At 46.4% G+C, this 15,177-nt stretch carries 11 protein-coding genes; 9 read left to right on the plus strand and 2 right to left on the minus strand.

Annotated elements, in window-relative coordinates:
• The first annotated feature begins 287 nt into the window (after window positions 1-287).
• Together QWZ05_RS07470 and QWZ05_RS07475 are read left to right on the plus strand one after the other, a co-directional pair.
• A complete protein-coding gene (locus QWZ05_RS07470) occupies window positions 288-1,433 on the plus strand; it encodes an exonuclease SbcCD subunit D (RefSeq protein WP_264876954.1) in 1,146 nt (381 codons plus the stop codon).
• The gene (locus QWZ05_RS07475; protein ID WP_290297624.1) at window positions 1,433-4,471 is read left to right on the plus strand and encodes an AAA family ATPase; all 3,039 of its coding nucleotides are present in this window, start codon (window positions 1,433-1,435) and stop codon (window positions 4,469-4,471) included. Before QWZ05_RS07470 ends, QWZ05_RS07475 begins: the two co-directional genes overlap by 1 nt.
• Before the next feature lie 88 nt (window positions 4,472-4,559).
• On the opposite strand, the gene QWZ05_RS07480 is transcribed toward QWZ05_RS07475, so the two are convergent.
• Window positions 4,560-5,540, minus strand: coding sequence for a TDT family transporter (locus QWZ05_RS07480; RefSeq protein WP_264876853.1), 981 nt, complete (start codon window positions 5,538-5,540; stop codon window positions 4,560-4,562).
• 495 nt (window positions 5,541-6,035) lie between these two features.
• Here QWZ05_RS07480 and QWZ05_RS07485 point away from each other — a divergent pair, with 495 nt between their 5' ends.
• The 5 genes from QWZ05_RS07485 (at window position 6,036) to QWZ05_RS07505 (ending at window position 11,228) form a co-directional block, all read left to right on the plus strand.
• On the plus strand, window positions 6,036-7,040 hold the full coding sequence (locus QWZ05_RS07485) for a response regulator (protein ID WP_264876852.1): 1,005 nt from the start codon (window positions 6,036-6,038) through the stop codon (window positions 7,038-7,040).
• On the plus strand, window positions 7,040-7,468 hold the full coding sequence (locus QWZ05_RS07490) for a PAS domain-containing protein (protein WP_264876851.1): 429 nt from the start codon (window positions 7,040-7,042) through the stop codon (window positions 7,466-7,468). Before QWZ05_RS07485 ends, QWZ05_RS07490 begins: the two co-directional genes overlap by 1 nt.
• A gap of 36 nt (window positions 7,469-7,504) precedes the next feature.
• Window positions 7,505-9,037: an NAD(P)H-hydrate dehydratase gene (locus tag QWZ05_RS07495; protein ID WP_290297626.1), complete on the plus strand. Its 1,533-nt coding sequence runs from the start codon at window positions 7,505-7,507 to the stop codon at window positions 9,035-9,037.
• 402 nt (window positions 9,038-9,439) lie between these two features.
• Complete coding sequence (locus QWZ05_RS07500; RefSeq protein WP_264876849.1) at window positions 9,440-10,483, plus strand: GMP reductase; 1,044 nt, start codon at window positions 9,440-9,442, stop codon at window positions 10,481-10,483.
• A gap of 337 nt (window positions 10,484-10,820) precedes the next feature.
• Window positions 10,821-11,228, plus strand: a complete 408-nt coding sequence (locus QWZ05_RS07505; RefSeq protein ID WP_264876846.1) for a hypothetical protein — start codon at window positions 10,821-10,823, stop codon at window positions 11,226-11,228.
• Window positions 11,229-11,324: 96 nt separating this feature from the next.
• On the opposite strand, the gene QWZ05_RS07510 is transcribed toward QWZ05_RS07505, so the two are convergent.
• Window positions 11,325-12,233 carry a LysR substrate-binding domain-containing protein gene (locus QWZ05_RS07510; protein ID WP_264876845.1) on the minus strand — a complete coding sequence of 303 codons (909 nt, stop codon included), beginning with the start codon at window positions 12,231-12,233 and terminating at the stop codon, window positions 11,325-11,327.
• A gap of 629 nt (window positions 12,234-12,862) precedes the next feature.
• Here QWZ05_RS07510 and QWZ05_RS07515 point away from each other — a divergent pair.
• Window positions 12,863-13,399 (plus strand): CBS domain-containing protein, encoded by a 537-nt coding sequence (locus QWZ05_RS07515; protein ID WP_264876844.1) that lies wholly within the window; start codon window positions 12,863-12,865, stop codon window positions 13,397-13,399.
• A gap of 115 nt (window positions 13,400-13,514) precedes the next feature.
• The gene (locus QWZ05_RS07520; protein ID WP_264876843.1) at window positions 13,515-15,050 is read left to right on the plus strand and encodes a hypothetical protein; all 1,536 of its coding nucleotides are present in this window, start codon (window positions 13,515-13,517) and stop codon (window positions 15,048-15,050) included.
• Window positions 15,051-15,177 lie beyond the last annotated feature (127 nt).

Below are 15,177 nucleotides of genomic sequence, written 5' to 3' on the forward strand. Positions count from 1 at the left end.
AATAAATTATCCGTCTAGAAAGGGGATAAGCTATGTGGCGCAAGGACTGGTTTGATGCTGCGATGGTAATGGTATGGGTTGGCGCTTGGGCGGCGTTGGTCTATTTGATGCCTTTTACCTTATAAAAATACACGCCTAAGAAAGCCGTAGTAAGTGATTGCTGCGGCTTTTTCTTTATCCAAAACGTTCTCACTTGCCGCACTTTTCATCAATCGCTATCGGTTCTAGTGGTTAACGCTATGAGTTTCAGTATGATGGAGTCAGTTGGCCTGTTTGCGAATACCATTATGAAATTTATCCATACCTCCGATTGGCACCTTGGGCGTCAATTTCACAATATGTCACTGCTTGACGATCAAAAAGCGGTGCTTGCCGATTTTATCCACTATCTAAAAGCCAATCCGGTTGATGCAGTTGTGATCGCCGGGGATATCTACGATCGTTCCGTGCCTCCAACCGCAGCGATAGAGTTGATGACACAGACGTTAGATACCTTATGCCAAGAGATGCAAATACCGGTTATTGTGATTCCAGGTAATCATGATGGCGCTCAGCGCTTGGGGTTTGCTGCGCAGCAGATGAAATCATCAGGACTGCATATCATCAGTGACTTCGACGCTATGATGACGCCGGTGGTGCTGCATAGTGAATCGGCTGGAGAGGTAGCATTTTATGGTATGCCTTATAACGACCCAGAGCAGGTGAGGCATTACTCTCAGCAACCCATTTCATCGCATGATGAGGCTCATCAGTGGTTGTGTCAGCAGATTCTATCAAAAACCGATAGCCAGCAAAAAAATGTGCTGCTAAGCCACTGCTTTGTTGATGGCGCAATGGAATCGGATTCAGAAAGACCGCTTTCTATTGGTGGCTCAGATCGCGTCAGTAGTGACCATTTTGACCCTTTTGATTACGTGGCTCTTGGGCATCTACACCAGCCACAGAAAAAAGGCGCTGAACATATACGCTATAGTGGCTCATTGATGAAATACAGTTTCTCTGAGCAACACCAAAAAAAGGGAATGACGTTGGTAGAAATGGATGAGCAGGGCTTTAAAAGTGCGACTCATATCGATTTCACTGCTCCCCATCAAATGCGCATTATTGAGGGCGAGCTTGATACGCTTCTGCAGATAGGTAAAGACGACCCGCATGCTGATGACTACTTACTGGTTCGCCTGACCGATCAACACGCCATTTTAGACCCGATGGACAAGCTTCGTGCGGTCTACCCCAATGTTTTACACCTTGAAAAACCAGGCATGCTGATGGGAATTGAGCAAGAGGTTGGCCGAGCAAAGCTTGCGCGAGGCGAACTAGATATGTTCAAAGACTTTTTTAGTGAAGTGCAAAAAACAGAGCTAACGTCAGAACAAAACGAGGCCATTCAAGCCGTGATTGAGCAACTGAACAAATCGAAAGGGCAGATGTAATGAAGCCGATAAAACTCACGTTTCAGGCCTTTGGCCCTTTTGCTGATAAGCAAGAAGTTGATTTTGATAAGCTTGGTCATGCTCCCTTATTCCTAATTAATGGCCCTACGGGGGCGGGTAAAAGTACCCTTCTCGATGCGATTTGCTTTGCCCTTTATGGTGAGACGACAGGCAGTGAGCGAACGGGCGATCAAATGCGCTGCGATCAAGCCGATGCCAAACAACTCACGTTTGTTGATTTTACTTTCTCGCTTGCAGGACAGAATTACCGTATTGAGCGCAGCCCAGAACAACAGGTGCCGAAACAGCGCGGCGAGGGTACGACTAAGAAAAGCCACAGTGCATCACTTTATAAACTGGATGGTGACAACGAGATTCTGCTTGCTCATCGCCCAAGCCCGGTTGCCAAAGAGGTAATTGAGTTGATGGGGCTGGATGTGAAGCAGTTCCGTCAAGTGATGGTGATCCCGCAGGGGCGTTTTAGAGAGCTGTTAACCGCGAACTCAAAAGAGCGCGAGCAGATCTTTGGGCAACTATTTTCCACCCATATCTATCGTGATATAGAGCGTGTTCTGTTTGAACAAGCGGCGGATATCCGTAAGCAGAAAGATCAATTTGATAATCAGATCAAAGGCGTATTAGAGCTTGCAGAAGTCGAAACAGAGGATCAATTGCAGGCCGCGATTGAGGAGCACACGCCACAAGTTGCTGGTGCCGCAAAAATGCTCGAAAGTGCTAAACAAGCACAAGACATAGCGACACAACAGTGGCAACAAGCAAATAAAATTGTCGAGAAGTTTAAGGCTCAACAAAACCTAAAGCATCAACAGCAACAGCTTGAGCAACAGGCTCTGGCTGTCGATGAGCAGCGTAGTCAGATTAAGCGAGCGCGTTTAGCGACCGCTTTATCGGCGGCGTATCAAGCGCAAAATACCAGTCAGAAAGCTTTTGAGCGCGCCGTACAAAAGAGTGCTCAAGCGCAGCAAGCTCTCAAGGTCGCAACGGATGAGCAATCGCGTGCTCAACTCGGTTTTGAGCAAGCAAAGCAGCAGTCTGAACAACTCCCAGAGCTCGAAAAACGCAGCTATCAGCTGCATGCTCAAATAGAACAGCTCAAACAATACCAAGCGCAACAGGCAAAACTCGTGGCTGCAGAACAGTCATTATCGAGTATTGGGCAGGCGATGAAAGCGACTGTTTTGCAACAACAAGCGGCTCAGAGTGCTTTAATACAGGCGCAACAACAGCAAGAGCAGGCGAAGCAAGCCAGCCTAGAGTTACCTGTGAAAGAGCAGCTTGAAAAAGCCCTCGCTAAACAGCTAAGTGTGCTCAAAGAGATAGACACCACACGTCAAGCCTGTGCGCAAAGCCAGCAACTCTTAGCTTCCGCGACTCAACAGCTTAGCCACTATCAGCAGGCGTTCAACCAAGCTAAGACCTTTGCTGACCAACAAGAGTATCAATGGCACAGCACACAAGCTGCGCAGTTAGCTCAGTTACTCAATGACGGTGAGGCGTGCCCAGTATGTGGCAGCGAATCACACCCTTCCCCAGCAATGCACCAAGGTCAATTAGTTACCAAAGAGGACGTCGATCATGCGCGCTCGGCCCAGCAACAAGCCTTCAACCAAGTTGAGCAGCAGCAAAGGATAGTCCAAGGCTTTACGGTTGAGCAGGGTAAAGTCGACAAAGCGTTAGAGGGTTGGAGTCGCTTGCTAAATGAAGAGTTGAGTCAAGACCCACAACAGTTGCTACAAGAGCAAAGCCAAGTCAGTCACGAGCTCAAAGCGCTACGATCTCTTAGCATTGAAAAAGCCCATCAACAGCTTCAGCAGTGTGAAGCACAAGTGGCGGAGCTAGAGAAAAATTACCAGCAACATGAACTTGTAAAGCAGCAATCACTGCAAGAAAAAAACAACCTTGATGGTCAGTTGGCTACGCTCAAGGCAAGTCTAGGTGATGCTCACGATATAGCGAACACCACGAAAATGCTCGATGCGACCAAGCAAGCGATTGAATCTAACAAACAGGCCTTTAACACTGCTCAGCAACACTACACCAAAGCCCAGCAAGCACTGGCAGTTGCTACCACCACGGTACAAGCAGATGCACAGGCGCAGCAAGAAGCAGAAAGTGAAGCGAGCAAGCAAGCTCAACTTTGGCAAGAGCAACTGGCGAGCAGCGATTTTAGTGATGTTGATGCATTTCTTAAGGCGAGCTTGAGCCGTGAACAACTAGACGGGATCGAGCAGACTATTGAGCAGTTTGATAAAGCCTATGCGCAAAATCTTGGGGCGTTACAGCAAATTGACTCAGAGCTTAAAGCGGTTGAGCCGCCTGACCTACAGGCTTTGTCGTCTAGTATGGAGCAAGCGAGCAATGCTTATCAGCAAGCACTGTCACAGCACACGCAAATTCAGAGTGTGATGAACAACCTCACCAAGGTAAAAGCCCGCTTGGCTGACTTGTATCTAGAAAATGAAAAGCTCGATAAAGCATACCAAGTGTTTGGTACATTGAGTGATGTTGCCAATGGTAAGACGGGCTCGAAAGTCAGCTTACATCGATTTGTGCTTGGGGTGCTGCTTGATGATGTGTTGATTCAAGCCACGCAGCGTTTGCGACTGATGAGCAAAGGCCGCTATGAATTGCTGCGCAAAGAGCAGCGAGCAAAAGGAAACGTGGGTTCGGGCCTAGACTTGCTCGTTGAGGACGCGTATAGCGGCAAAACCCGCGATGTGGCAACGCTTTCTGGCGGTGAGTCATTTATGGCTGCACTGGCACTTGCGTTAGGCTTATCGGATGTCGTTCAGTCATACAGTGGTGGGATTCGTTTAGATACGCTGTTCATCGACGAAGGTTTTGGCAGTCTTGATCCTGAATCGCTGGATTTAGCGATCCAAACCTTGATGGAGCTGCAACAGACAGGCCGAACGATTGGTATCATTTCGCATGTCTCAGAGCTAAAAGAGCAGATGAGTTTGCGAATTGATGTGAGTCCTTCACGTAGGGGAAGTCAGTTGTCGATCAGTCAGTAGTTACCTATTCTTTCTTCATGATTAACAGTAGTTTATGAAAAAAGGCTCAGAGTCATTACGACCTGAGCCTTTTTCGTAAAAATCAAAGCTAGTGGCCACTCATTTTCTCATTAACGAACCGAGACAATTTCAACTCCGGCCAATACATGGTGAAATAACGAAATGTTACCCATACCACCATGCAGGTGGCGATGACTAGTTCGACAAAGCCAAATTTGTGCAGCCAATGCCAATGTGGGTGAAAGTTATCGAAGAAATCGGTTAACCGCGCCATGGCGATAGCGCTGATCACCGAAGGGAAGGTCACTGCGGCAATGGATGGCTGGAAGCGCAAGCGCATCAAGCGGAAATAGCATAGATAGATAAACATCGTCATGGTGACGGCAATGCCAGCCAGAGCGCCCGTGAGAATAGGGTCAGGGTCGTTAAAATTGACTAAGTAGGCAGCCAGCGTCAAGTTGATTGGGGCGGCCATAATCGCCAATGTGGGGCGCGCTCGCTTAGGTAGCATGCCTTCAAACATCAGACGGTAAAGCACAACTGGCAGCATAAAGAAGTAAATCGTAATACAGATCTCTACCAGCGTAACGGAAAAGACGTTATAACCAAATTGAGTGCCCGCCAGTGAGCTGCTGATCATCCCTACCGGATACAGGAACCAGCTTGGAACGATGTTGGAAATTTTAAAGCTCTTTAGCTGTAGGGCAAAGAACACCAACATGTTGGTTAGGTGGATTGAAATTGCCACCATCCACAAAGGATACGCAATCCAAGGGGAAATAAGCGCAAGGTAGTCACAAAGTATCAGCATTGCCATGCTGATAGGTGCCATCAAACTGCCGCTGATAGGATGACGGATATCATTGAAGTAGAGGTGGCGATGCATCACATACTTGATGAGCACCGGCCCTAATAAGAAAGCACCAAAGGCGGCAATGAAAGGCTGTAGATCCACTCCAATGCTCGGCACATAGAGTGCCCAAGCTTGGCCTAAACCAATAACACCAAGGGCAAGTGAGGCTTGCGATGTGGGTACATTTTGGAATTGGGTAAGTCTTCTCCAGTTCAATGTCGTATCTCTAGTAGCTCAAAGTCAGCGAATGCAGGGTGGCGGCTAGTTTAGCAAACAATGGCTTATGAGTGGAGATGTGATCGCTGTGACAGTTTGAGATAAATCACTAAACTAAGTTTGCATTTCGGCGATTTTGTACCATATTTAAGTTGTAAGGCAAATCAATCAACTTCGCATGGAGGACACGAAAGCCTTACCTACAATTTGGATGGATTCAAACATCATTTCTGCATCCTCGTAATACATTGTGTCGCAGCTAAGTCGACACGATCCGCAAGCTCACGAATTGAGTCACGAGGGATAAGGCGCACCTAGATCGTGCGCCTTTTGTCGTCTGGTCTATGTTCACATTTGCAGCCTGCCCATTTTCATCATGTTAATCATTAAAAATTAATGACACTTTAGTCACTATTGAGTGATTTTGTCGTATGTGGTGCGTTAAAACTCTGTTACACTTCGCTCGATATATGGAATTAATGGAATAGGTGAAGAATGTCCTGTCGTGTCTTAATTTGTGACGACTCCGCATTAGCGAGAAAACAGATGGCAAGGTCGCTGCCTGCCTCACTGAACGCCGACATCACCTTTGCTGTACATGGATTAGATGCTCTAGAGAAGTTAGCTGAACAACCTTTCGACCTGATGTTTCTTGATCTAACCATGCCAGAGTTAGACGGTTTTGGAACGTTAGCGGCGATTAAAGAGAAGGCAATTGATATCTCGGTTGTGGTTGTCTCCGGTGATATTCAACCCAAAGCCAAGCAACGTGTTGAAGAGTTAGGTGCAAAAGCGTTTATTCAAAAGCCGATTGATAAGGCAATATTGAATGACGTACTTAAGCAACTTATTACCCCTCCAGCGCAGCCGCAGTTGGTGCAACCTAGCCCAATTGACCTCCCGATCCTGCGTCGCCGCGATATTTATATGGAAGTAGCGAACGTGTCAATCGGTCGTGCCGCCGATGCGCTGGCGCGTCACTTTGATGTGTTTGTGCAACTGCCTTTGCCGAACGTCAATATCTTTGAGGTGAGTGAGTTGCATATGGCGCTGAGAGATTTGGCGAGCAATGATCAAGTCTCCGGGGTTTGCCAAGGCTTCAGTGGCGAGGGGATTGCGGGCGAAGCCTTAGTTTTGCTCAGTGACTCAAGCGTCAGTGACCTTAAAAAGCTGATGAAAGTGCCTGCTGAAAGCGAAGACCTTGAAGAGCTAGAGCTGCTGATGGATGTGTCCAATATTTTAGTCGGTTCGTTCTTGAATGGTCTTGGAGAACAAGCAGAGGTGCGCTTCTTCCAAAGCTCTCCAGTGCTGCTAGGGCAACATATCCCCATTGATTCAGTGATTGATTCGACCACTGGCCGCTTTAAAAAGACCATGACCTTTGAGGTGAGCTATAACATTGAAGACACTTCTATTCGTTGTGATCTTTTGTTTATGTTCGTTGATGAATCACTGCCGCTTATTGATAGTAAACTTGCCTACTTGATGGAGGAGTTCTAATGCTGCATCTTCCTGCTGAATTTGAGCAATTTCATTGGATGGTCGACATGGTACAAAATGTCGATATGGGACTGATTGTTATTGACCGCGACTATAAGGTTCAAGTATGGAATGGCTTTATGACGCATCACAGCGGTAAACAATCGCACGATGCGATTGGTCAGTCGTTGTTTGAACTGTTTCCTGAAATCCCTCAAGAGTGGTTTAAGATCAAAACCAAGCCGGTTTATGATTTAGGGTGTCGCAGCTTTATTACGTGGCAGCAACGACCTTATCTGTTCCGTTGTCGCAACGTGCGGCCAGTCACTCAGCGTGCTGATTTCATGTATCAAAATGTCACACTAAACCCAATGCGAACCCCAACGGGTGAGATTAAATCTCTGTTTTTGTCGATCCAAGACGCAACAGCGGAGGCGCTTATCTCTTAAACTTGTCTTATGTCTTTAGAAGATTGAGATAAGTAGATGGACGACTTCACATATCTATATACCAGCGAGCAGATAAAAAGCGCGGAGCGGTGTATTGCTAGCGATAACGGCTTTCCTTTGTTTGACCTGATGGTCAAGGCAGGGAGAGCCGTTTTTGATCTTGCTTGCCTAACTTATCCTGATAAAAAACACTGGCTGGTGGTGTGCGGCAAAGGCAATAACGGGGGCGATGGCTATATTGTGGCAACCCTTGCTCTGCAAGCTGGAATCACAGCAACGGTTTATGAGATGGCAGGTTGTGAGCACAATCAAGGGGATGCGTTTAAGGCTCGGCAAGGTTTTTTGGCTGCCGGAGGTATGCCAAAAACGATGCAAGATGGCAATGAGCTTGCGAACGATAAACAAGTGAGTTTTGACCTCGTTTTTGATGCGCTGCTGGGTACGGGGCTAAAAGGTGAGCTTCGAGCAGAGTGTATCAATGTGATCCACGAGATTAACAAGCGAAGCTTGGCGGTCATTGCTATCGATGTTCCCTCTGGGCTGAATGCTGACACTGGAAAGGTTGAAGGGGATAAAGGGAACCCGATTGCGGTTATTGCTCGACATACGATCAGCTTTATTGGTGTAAAAACGGGTTTAGTGACAGGTCAAGCAAGGCATCATGTTGGGCGGCTGCATCTGGCCAGATTAGGGATCAGTGAGCAAGATCTGACGCATTATCAAGAACCAGCCTGCAGAGCAGATCTCTGTGCTAATGCGGCTAAATGGATGAGCCCGAGGGCAGCTACAGCACACAAAGGCACTGCGGGTAAGCTGTTGGTGGTTGGCGGCGGAGCAGGAATGCTGGGTGCCACACGTTTAGCCACCAATGCGGCGCTGCGCGCGGGTGCTGGGCTTGTTAAAGCCTGTGTTGATGAGGCGTCCCTATCGCCTTTGCAAGCTGCTGAGCGAGAGGTGATGGCGGCGTCATGGCAAGTAGCGAAGCCTAATCTAGCTTGGTGTGATGTTGTTGTACTAGGGCCGGGGCTTGGGCAGTCATCGTTGGCTCACTCAATATGCGAATTTGCTATCAGCCAGCGGGACAAGCCTATGGTCGTCGACGCTGACGGGCTTAACTATCTTGCCCAATATTCTCAATTTAAATCAACAGACAGAAGGGACAATTGGATTCTCACCCCCCATCCGGGAGAGGCGGCTAGGCTATTGCATTGTTCAGTTTCCCATATTGAGAGTGACCGCTATGCGGCAATAAAAGCAATACAGCAGCGCTATGGTGGTGCCGTCGTACTTAAAGGTGCAGGCACCTTAATATTTGATGGGCAAACATGCTATGTATGCACAAGAGGCAATGCAGGTATGGCGACCGGTGGAATGGGGGATGTTCTCTCTGGTGTGATAGGGAGTTACCTTGCTCAAGGTTACACACCAACCCAAGCTGCGCTATTAGGTGTGTTAGTGCATAGTATGGCGGCAGATAATTGTGTCAAAGAGAGTGGAATGATCGGTTTGCTTGCCTCCGAACTCTTGCCAGAAATACGCAGACTCACCAATTATTTCGCTCAGCGTTGATGAAATGTCGCCTGAGTGCTGGAAAATCGCACGATTTGGAAATGCTGAAACTGGGTGTAAAAACCTGAAATAAGAGAAAAATGAGAGATTAAGCAAGGTTATCGTTTGCGGGAAACGGTTTCTTTGTCTAAGTATTCCAGAAATTAAAGTAGCCTAAGTTATTGAATAGTATTAATTAAATGATTTTTCTTTGGCGGGAGATATGCAGCTAATCGAAATGGTAACACAAAAAAAATTCAATTATCAGTCTTGCCGGAAATAAATCACAGCCTATAATGCTGAAAACCGGAGCGTCTGCCAACGCTCCGGTTTTTTTGTGTCCGAAGAACAGTGAACTCGTCTGCCAACGAATTTACTACGCACTCTGGAAGACACATCAGTAGATGAATCAAGGAAAACACAATGCGTATCGAACAAGAACTTAAGCTCGGTTTTAAAGACGTCCTATTTCGCCCAAAGCGTTCAACGCTTAAAAGTCGCTCTCAAGTAAATTTAACCCGCGAGTTTACATTCAAGCACAGCGGTCGTCAATGGTCTGGTGTCCCTGTTATCGCAGCAAATATGGACTCGGTAGGTAGCTTCGAGATGGCGACGGCTCTAGCAGAGCACGGCGTTATGACAGCCATGCACAAGCACTACACGGTTGAGCAGTGGGCAGAGTTTGTAAAAGGTGCAAGCAAAGAGACGCTAAACAAGGTGTTCGTTTCTACTGGTACTTCTGAGCGTGATTTTGAGAAAACGAAAGATATCCTAGCGCTAAGCGAAGATCTTGAGTTTATCTGTATCGACATTGCGAACGGTTACTCTGAGCACCTTGTTGAGTATGTACAAAAAGTACGCGCAGCATTCCCTACCAAGACTATCTCAGCGGGCAACGTTGTGACTGGTGATATGTGTGAAGAGCTTATCCTTGCGGGTGCGGATATTGTCAAAGTGGGCATTGGCCCAGGCTCAGTATGTACGACTCGCGTCAAGACAGGTGTGGGTTACCCTCAACTGTCTGCAATCATTGAATGTGCCGATGCTGCACATGGCCTTGGCGGTATGATCATCGGTGACGGTGGTTGTGCATGTGCAGGTGATGTTGCGAAAGCCTTCGGTGGCGGCGCAGACTTCGTCATGCTAGGTGGCATGCTAGCAGGCCACGAAGAGTCAGGCGGTGAAGTAGTTGAGCAAGACGGCAAGCAGTTCATGAAGTTCTACGGCATGTCTTCTCAATCAGCAATGGATAAGCACTCTGGCGGCGTAGCGCAATACCGCGCAGCTGAGGGCAAAACAGTACTACTACCATACCGTGGCTCAGTGCATAACACGATTTCAGACATCCTAGGTGGCGTGCGCTCAACGTGTACTTACGTAGGTGCTGCCAAGCTGAAAGAACTCACAAAGAGAACGACGTTTATTCGCGTGCAAGAGCAAGAAAATAACGTATTTGGTAAAGAGTAAGTATCTGAATTAAAATAGTAAAAAATTAAAATTCACCAAAAGTGGTTGTTTGAAGTTAAATCTAGTTTAACTATACTTATCTTTAGAATAGTCACATCATAGATAGCCATTTGGGGGCTTGTCGTGATGTGGCTATTTTATATTTTGCGCATTGTTTATTGTTAATCCAAGTAGCTCAGTCGTCACTGAACCTTACTAGAGGATCACCTAACTATAGCGCGATAGGTAGGCTTTTCGAATAAATTCTCTTTCGTGAGTAATATGGCTGATATACCAAATGTTTTTCGAATAGCTGCCAAGATAGTATACTAGTCGTTTTAATCGCACAGGCTGCATTATGTCAGATGAAAGACTCGCTTTAGAGTGGATGCGTCAGCAGGCGCATAAAATTGACCCCTATACAGAAGACCCGTCATTTGATAAGTGTGTTGAGCTTCTCACACCTGCGTTTAAAAAAGGCAAAAGTGTCGCGCAATTGAAGCACTTGTTAGCAGAGGCTGACAGACGTGCGGGGGCGGCAGAGCGCAAGCATGCGGCATTAAAGTATGCCAAAGAGAAAAGCCCACAAGCGGGTCAAATTTTGCGTTTGCAAGGACGTCTTCAGCGTGTAGAGTTGGCTCTAAAACTTGCAACGGGTGATAACAACATGACGATATCTCAGTTCTGTGCTGAATATGATGTGTCTAAACGCGATGGTAACACGGCTTGGCATGAGATTTTGGTGCAGCAGGGTAAAAAGAAATAACGCAAAACGTCACCCAGTCAGATACAAAAATGCCGCTGTTTGTTTTTATCCTGTTGAGGTAATGACAAACCGCGGCATTTTTTATGATTGGCGATATTAGCTTTTTAGAATCTTGCGATTTTTCATCATTCGATGTGCTTCACGTTTGATGCACTCGAGAAGAGGGTGGTCACCCATCTCTGCTCGCCAAATAAATGAGATGGCGCGATCCATTTTAAGCTCTGGCACATTCAATGCCACAAGCTCACCGCTCTCAATGCTTGGTGCCACATCAAGGTAAGGCAAACAAGTAAGGTATTTACCGTTCGATACCAAAGAGCGAATGGCTGGCACATGAGAATACTCACGCCAAACATCGAGATCTGGGATCAATGGGACCATTGCACTTTCAAAAATCTCACGAGTACCCGCACCGCCTTCACGCAGAATCCATTGTGCATGTTCAAGTTGTGCAAGGCTGACACGATCGTTCTTTGCATAAGGGTGATGAGCAGCGCTCACAACAACAAGGTGGTCGCGACACCACTCTTCCTGATGTGTACGGTTGTCATCACAGCGACCTTCGATAATCCCTAGGTCATATTTATAGTTAAGAACACCCTCGATGACACCTTTACTACTGCGTACATCTAAACCCATTCGGATCTCTGGAAAGTCATTATCAATAATACTGATAAGCTCTGGAACCAAGTGTTCAGCAGGAGTTTGGCTCGCACCAATACTGATGTTGCCGCTAAATAGGTGTTGGTCGTAAAATCCGATTTCAATCTGTTCTGCATCTTGCAGTAGGCGTTTGGCACGTGGGCGCAACCAGTTGCCCCAGTGGCTAAGACGCATATCTTTGCCTTGGCGAATGAACAGATCTCTCCCTAGAAGCTTTTCTAATTGACTCAATGACATACTGGCTGCCGATTGAGTGACTGCGAGTCGTTCAGCTGCTTGGCTAACACTACCCAGCTCAGCAACTGCATCAAATACCGCTAATTGTTTTAACGAGTAACGCACTTCTGCTCCTTCTAATGCCCGTTCCCTCTCTGATAGAGGAAATAGGTCGCTGTTATTTCAGCGAAATGGTTGGTTTTACGGTGAATCTGCCCGACATTATATCAATTCTTTGTGGTTGGGTAACGTTCGATTGACACAAACTTGCCTTAATTGAAATGCATATCAGTTTGGTAACGGATTCTATTAATACTTAAGGGTTAGAATCTTACCGAAACATCTGTTTACACTTTTCGCATGACTATGCACGTCCATATTTGTGTGACAAATATTTCAGCTGTTGATCCTCAAGTTTGTATAGTGTGACGAGTGTCGTAAAAAAATATGAATTCGGCAGCCCTTGTCCCTCAAGGCTTATCAAAGTTTTTTATAGCCCTAGCTTACATTCTCAAGCTTCTCTGATTTTTCGATCAGCGAACTGGAATTCATTGTTTTTATAGCAAACCTGTCGCACGCATTTTTCGTGGCGGCTTTTCGTGTATCAGAAAAATTGAATAATCATTTAAATAAAATCAATTTTACTAATATAATGCCCCTCGGTAACATTCTCATCGGCAGCACATGGTAGCTGCTTTCATTTAGTTCGAAACGAATTACTACAAACGGCGTTGGTTATACTTTAGGAGATTGCTATGAGTGCTGTGCTTACCGTAAGAGATATCGTGAATCCACAAGTCCCTACATTTAATGTGGATACTTCTTTGTCATCGGCTATCGATATGCTGATTCAAAACCAAATGAATGGTGCACCAGTGTGTAATGCAAGTGGTGAACTGGTTGGTTTTCTATCAGCTCATGACGTGATGATTGAACTTTGGTGCCAAGACTACATTCCAGATAACACTGTGACGGTAGGTAACTTGATGAAGACCGATGTTGTCACTATGGATATTGAAGACCGTCTTACTGATGCGTTGGAATACCTTGCTATTGATAAAGAGCAACTGTTCCCAACCAGCGGTATGGGTTATGCCACTCAGATGACAACGCTATCTCTAGAAGAGCGCGCAAAATCTATCAAGGTGAACAAACCACAAATTCTGCCAGTACTCAATAAAGGGCAATACGTTGGGGTTGTATCACGTCAAGAAGTATTGAAAGCACTTCGCACACTGTTCACTGACTCAGTGAGCCCAGTTGAAGAAGTTGTTGCTGCACACGTTGCGTAGTTACCAGTCGAATATATAAATCGCTCACACTGAAGCCTATTGCTGAGTTAAGTGACTCTATGTCAAAACATAGAGCGGCTTCTGTGAGCACAAAACATAGCTTTTTGGAGTTGTAATGGAACAAGTTTCCCATCTTTTTGCTTTTAACCATTTTGTGATTGCGTTGGTTGCATTGACGCTTATGGTGCTTTTAGCTCGCGTTATCGTTGCAGGTACTAAGTACTCATCGCTTTTGGTTATCGTTGTCGCCGGTCTTGGTCTTGGTGCGTTGCTTGTACAAACAGGCATGGCGCAACCTGGTCTAGGTGAATTCCCTGTTATCGTTATCGTTGGTCAAACCACGGTTATTGCTTTGATCGCTTCGTTCTTCGTTGGTGGTCAAGAAATCAAGCGACTACTGTCGAAGCAGAGTCCAGATGGTGCGGACGCAGATTACTTTGTCCCTTCAACGAAAGAAGTGTTGATGGGTACAACAAGTACGCAGATGACTTACATCATTCGTGGTTTCTTCTTGCTAGTGGGTATTCAAGCGGCTGACGTACTGATTTCTGGTCGCGCTGATACTGCACTTCTTGGTGAGTCATACCTACTGTTTGCTTATGTATGTTTGGCGATTGGCTTCATGCTAATTGACCGTCGTGCTAAAACATCAAACAAGGCTCAATATATCCGTAAGGGTGTAGTAGAAATTATGGCAATCATTGTGGTTCTAAACCTATCTCTGATGATCGCTACAGCAATTGCACCATATATCGGTCTGCCACAAATCTTCTTTGCAATGATTCTATCGTCAGGCCTAGGTATGCTGCTTCCTAAGTGGAAACTGGGTCCTACAATGAATGCACTTCTGTTCGCTGGTATTCCTCTAGTTCTTGCTGGTGGTTTCCTAGTGGGCGGTTCTCACATGATTGAAGCATTTGGTATCCCAGGCCTACAGAGCGTTATCATCTACGGCTTCTCAGGTCAGATCTTCTGGATGTTTGGTGGTCTAGCACTGCTTATCTTCGCAGGTAACGCAAACCACGTTCGTAACCTAGCGCCAGGTCTTGCAGGTGGTCTATCTCACTCAGGTCTAACAGGTGCTTGTACAGCGGGTGACTTTGGTCCAACAGCTGCATCTCGTGCGCCTATCATGATCAACGTACCATTTGCAGGTCACATCTTCGTATTCACGATTCTTGCGGCAAGTGCAGAAGCGGGCTACCTAATGGTTCAGTACACGCTACCATTGATTGCAGCAGGTGCGGCGTGTGTATACTTCTCACTGAAAACACTACGCAATGCTAACGGTTGTGAAGCGAGTGAAGTAAAAGGCCTAATGCAGTTCTCGCTAGGCTGGCAGATCATGGCGGTATTCGGTAGCTTCACGATGCTATCACTAGCGGGTATGTCTCTAGAGCACGCTTCAATGTCTGCATCTTCAGGTCTATCACACTTCGGTCTATACGCAGCAGTACAAGAAGGCATGTTCGGTGCAACCGCAGCAAGCCTAATCACGTTCACGTTTGCAATGACATTCCTAGTGCACCCTCTAGTGTTCGGTATGTTTGGTAAAGCAGCAGAGAACGGCGGCGTTATGGCACAGAAAGGTGTAGCAATCCTAGCTTCACTAGGTGCAATGGGTGTTCTTTACTCTATGTTCACTATCTAACTAGAGTCTTAACAAACAAAAACAACATCGTTGGCTTAATACTCTCAAGCAGTCGCTCTTTAGCGGCTGCTTTTTTTGATCTCTAATCGATATTACTTTTGATGGTGACTGGATGCGCGTGATGAAA

The organism is Vibrio agarivorans (assembly GCF_030409635.1).
GTDB classification, from domain to species: domain Bacteria; phylum Pseudomonadota; class Gammaproteobacteria; order Enterobacterales; family Vibrionaceae; genus Vibrio; species Vibrio agarivorans.

Excerpts from the sequence above, each read along its gene's own strand:
- QWZ05_RS07515 (WP_264876844.1), top strand. The coding sequence starts at position 12,863 with ATGAGTGCTGTGCTTACCGTAAGAGATATCGTGAATCCACAAGTCCCT.
- QWZ05_RS07500 (WP_264876849.1), top strand. The coding sequence starts at position 9,440 with ATGCGTATCGAACAAGAACTTAAGCTCGGTTTTAAAGACGTCCTATTT.
- QWZ05_RS07505 (WP_264876846.1), top strand. The coding sequence starts at position 10,821 with ATGTCAGATGAAAGACTCGCTTTAGAGTGGATGCGTCAGCAGGCGCAT.
- QWZ05_RS07485 (WP_264876852.1), top strand. The coding sequence starts at position 6,036 with ATGTCCTGTCGTGTCTTAATTTGTGACGACTCCGCATTAGCGAGAAAA.
- QWZ05_RS07495 (WP_290297626.1), top strand. The coding sequence starts at position 7,505 with ATGGACGACTTCACATATCTATATACCAGCGAGCAGATAAAAAGCGCG.
- QWZ05_RS07475 (WP_290297624.1), top strand. The coding sequence starts at position 1,433 with ATGAAGCCGATAAAACTCACGTTTCAGGCCTTTGGCCCTTTTGCTGAT.
- QWZ05_RS07470 (WP_264876954.1), top strand. The coding sequence starts at position 288 with ATGAAATTTATCCATACCTCCGATTGGCACCTTGGGCGTCAATTTCAC.
- QWZ05_RS07490 (WP_264876851.1), top strand. The coding sequence starts at position 7,040 with ATGCTGCATCTTCCTGCTGAATTTGAGCAATTTCATTGGATGGTCGAC.
- QWZ05_RS07520 (WP_264876843.1), top strand. The coding sequence starts at position 13,515 with ATGGAACAAGTTTCCCATCTTTTTGCTTTTAACCATTTTGTGATTGCG.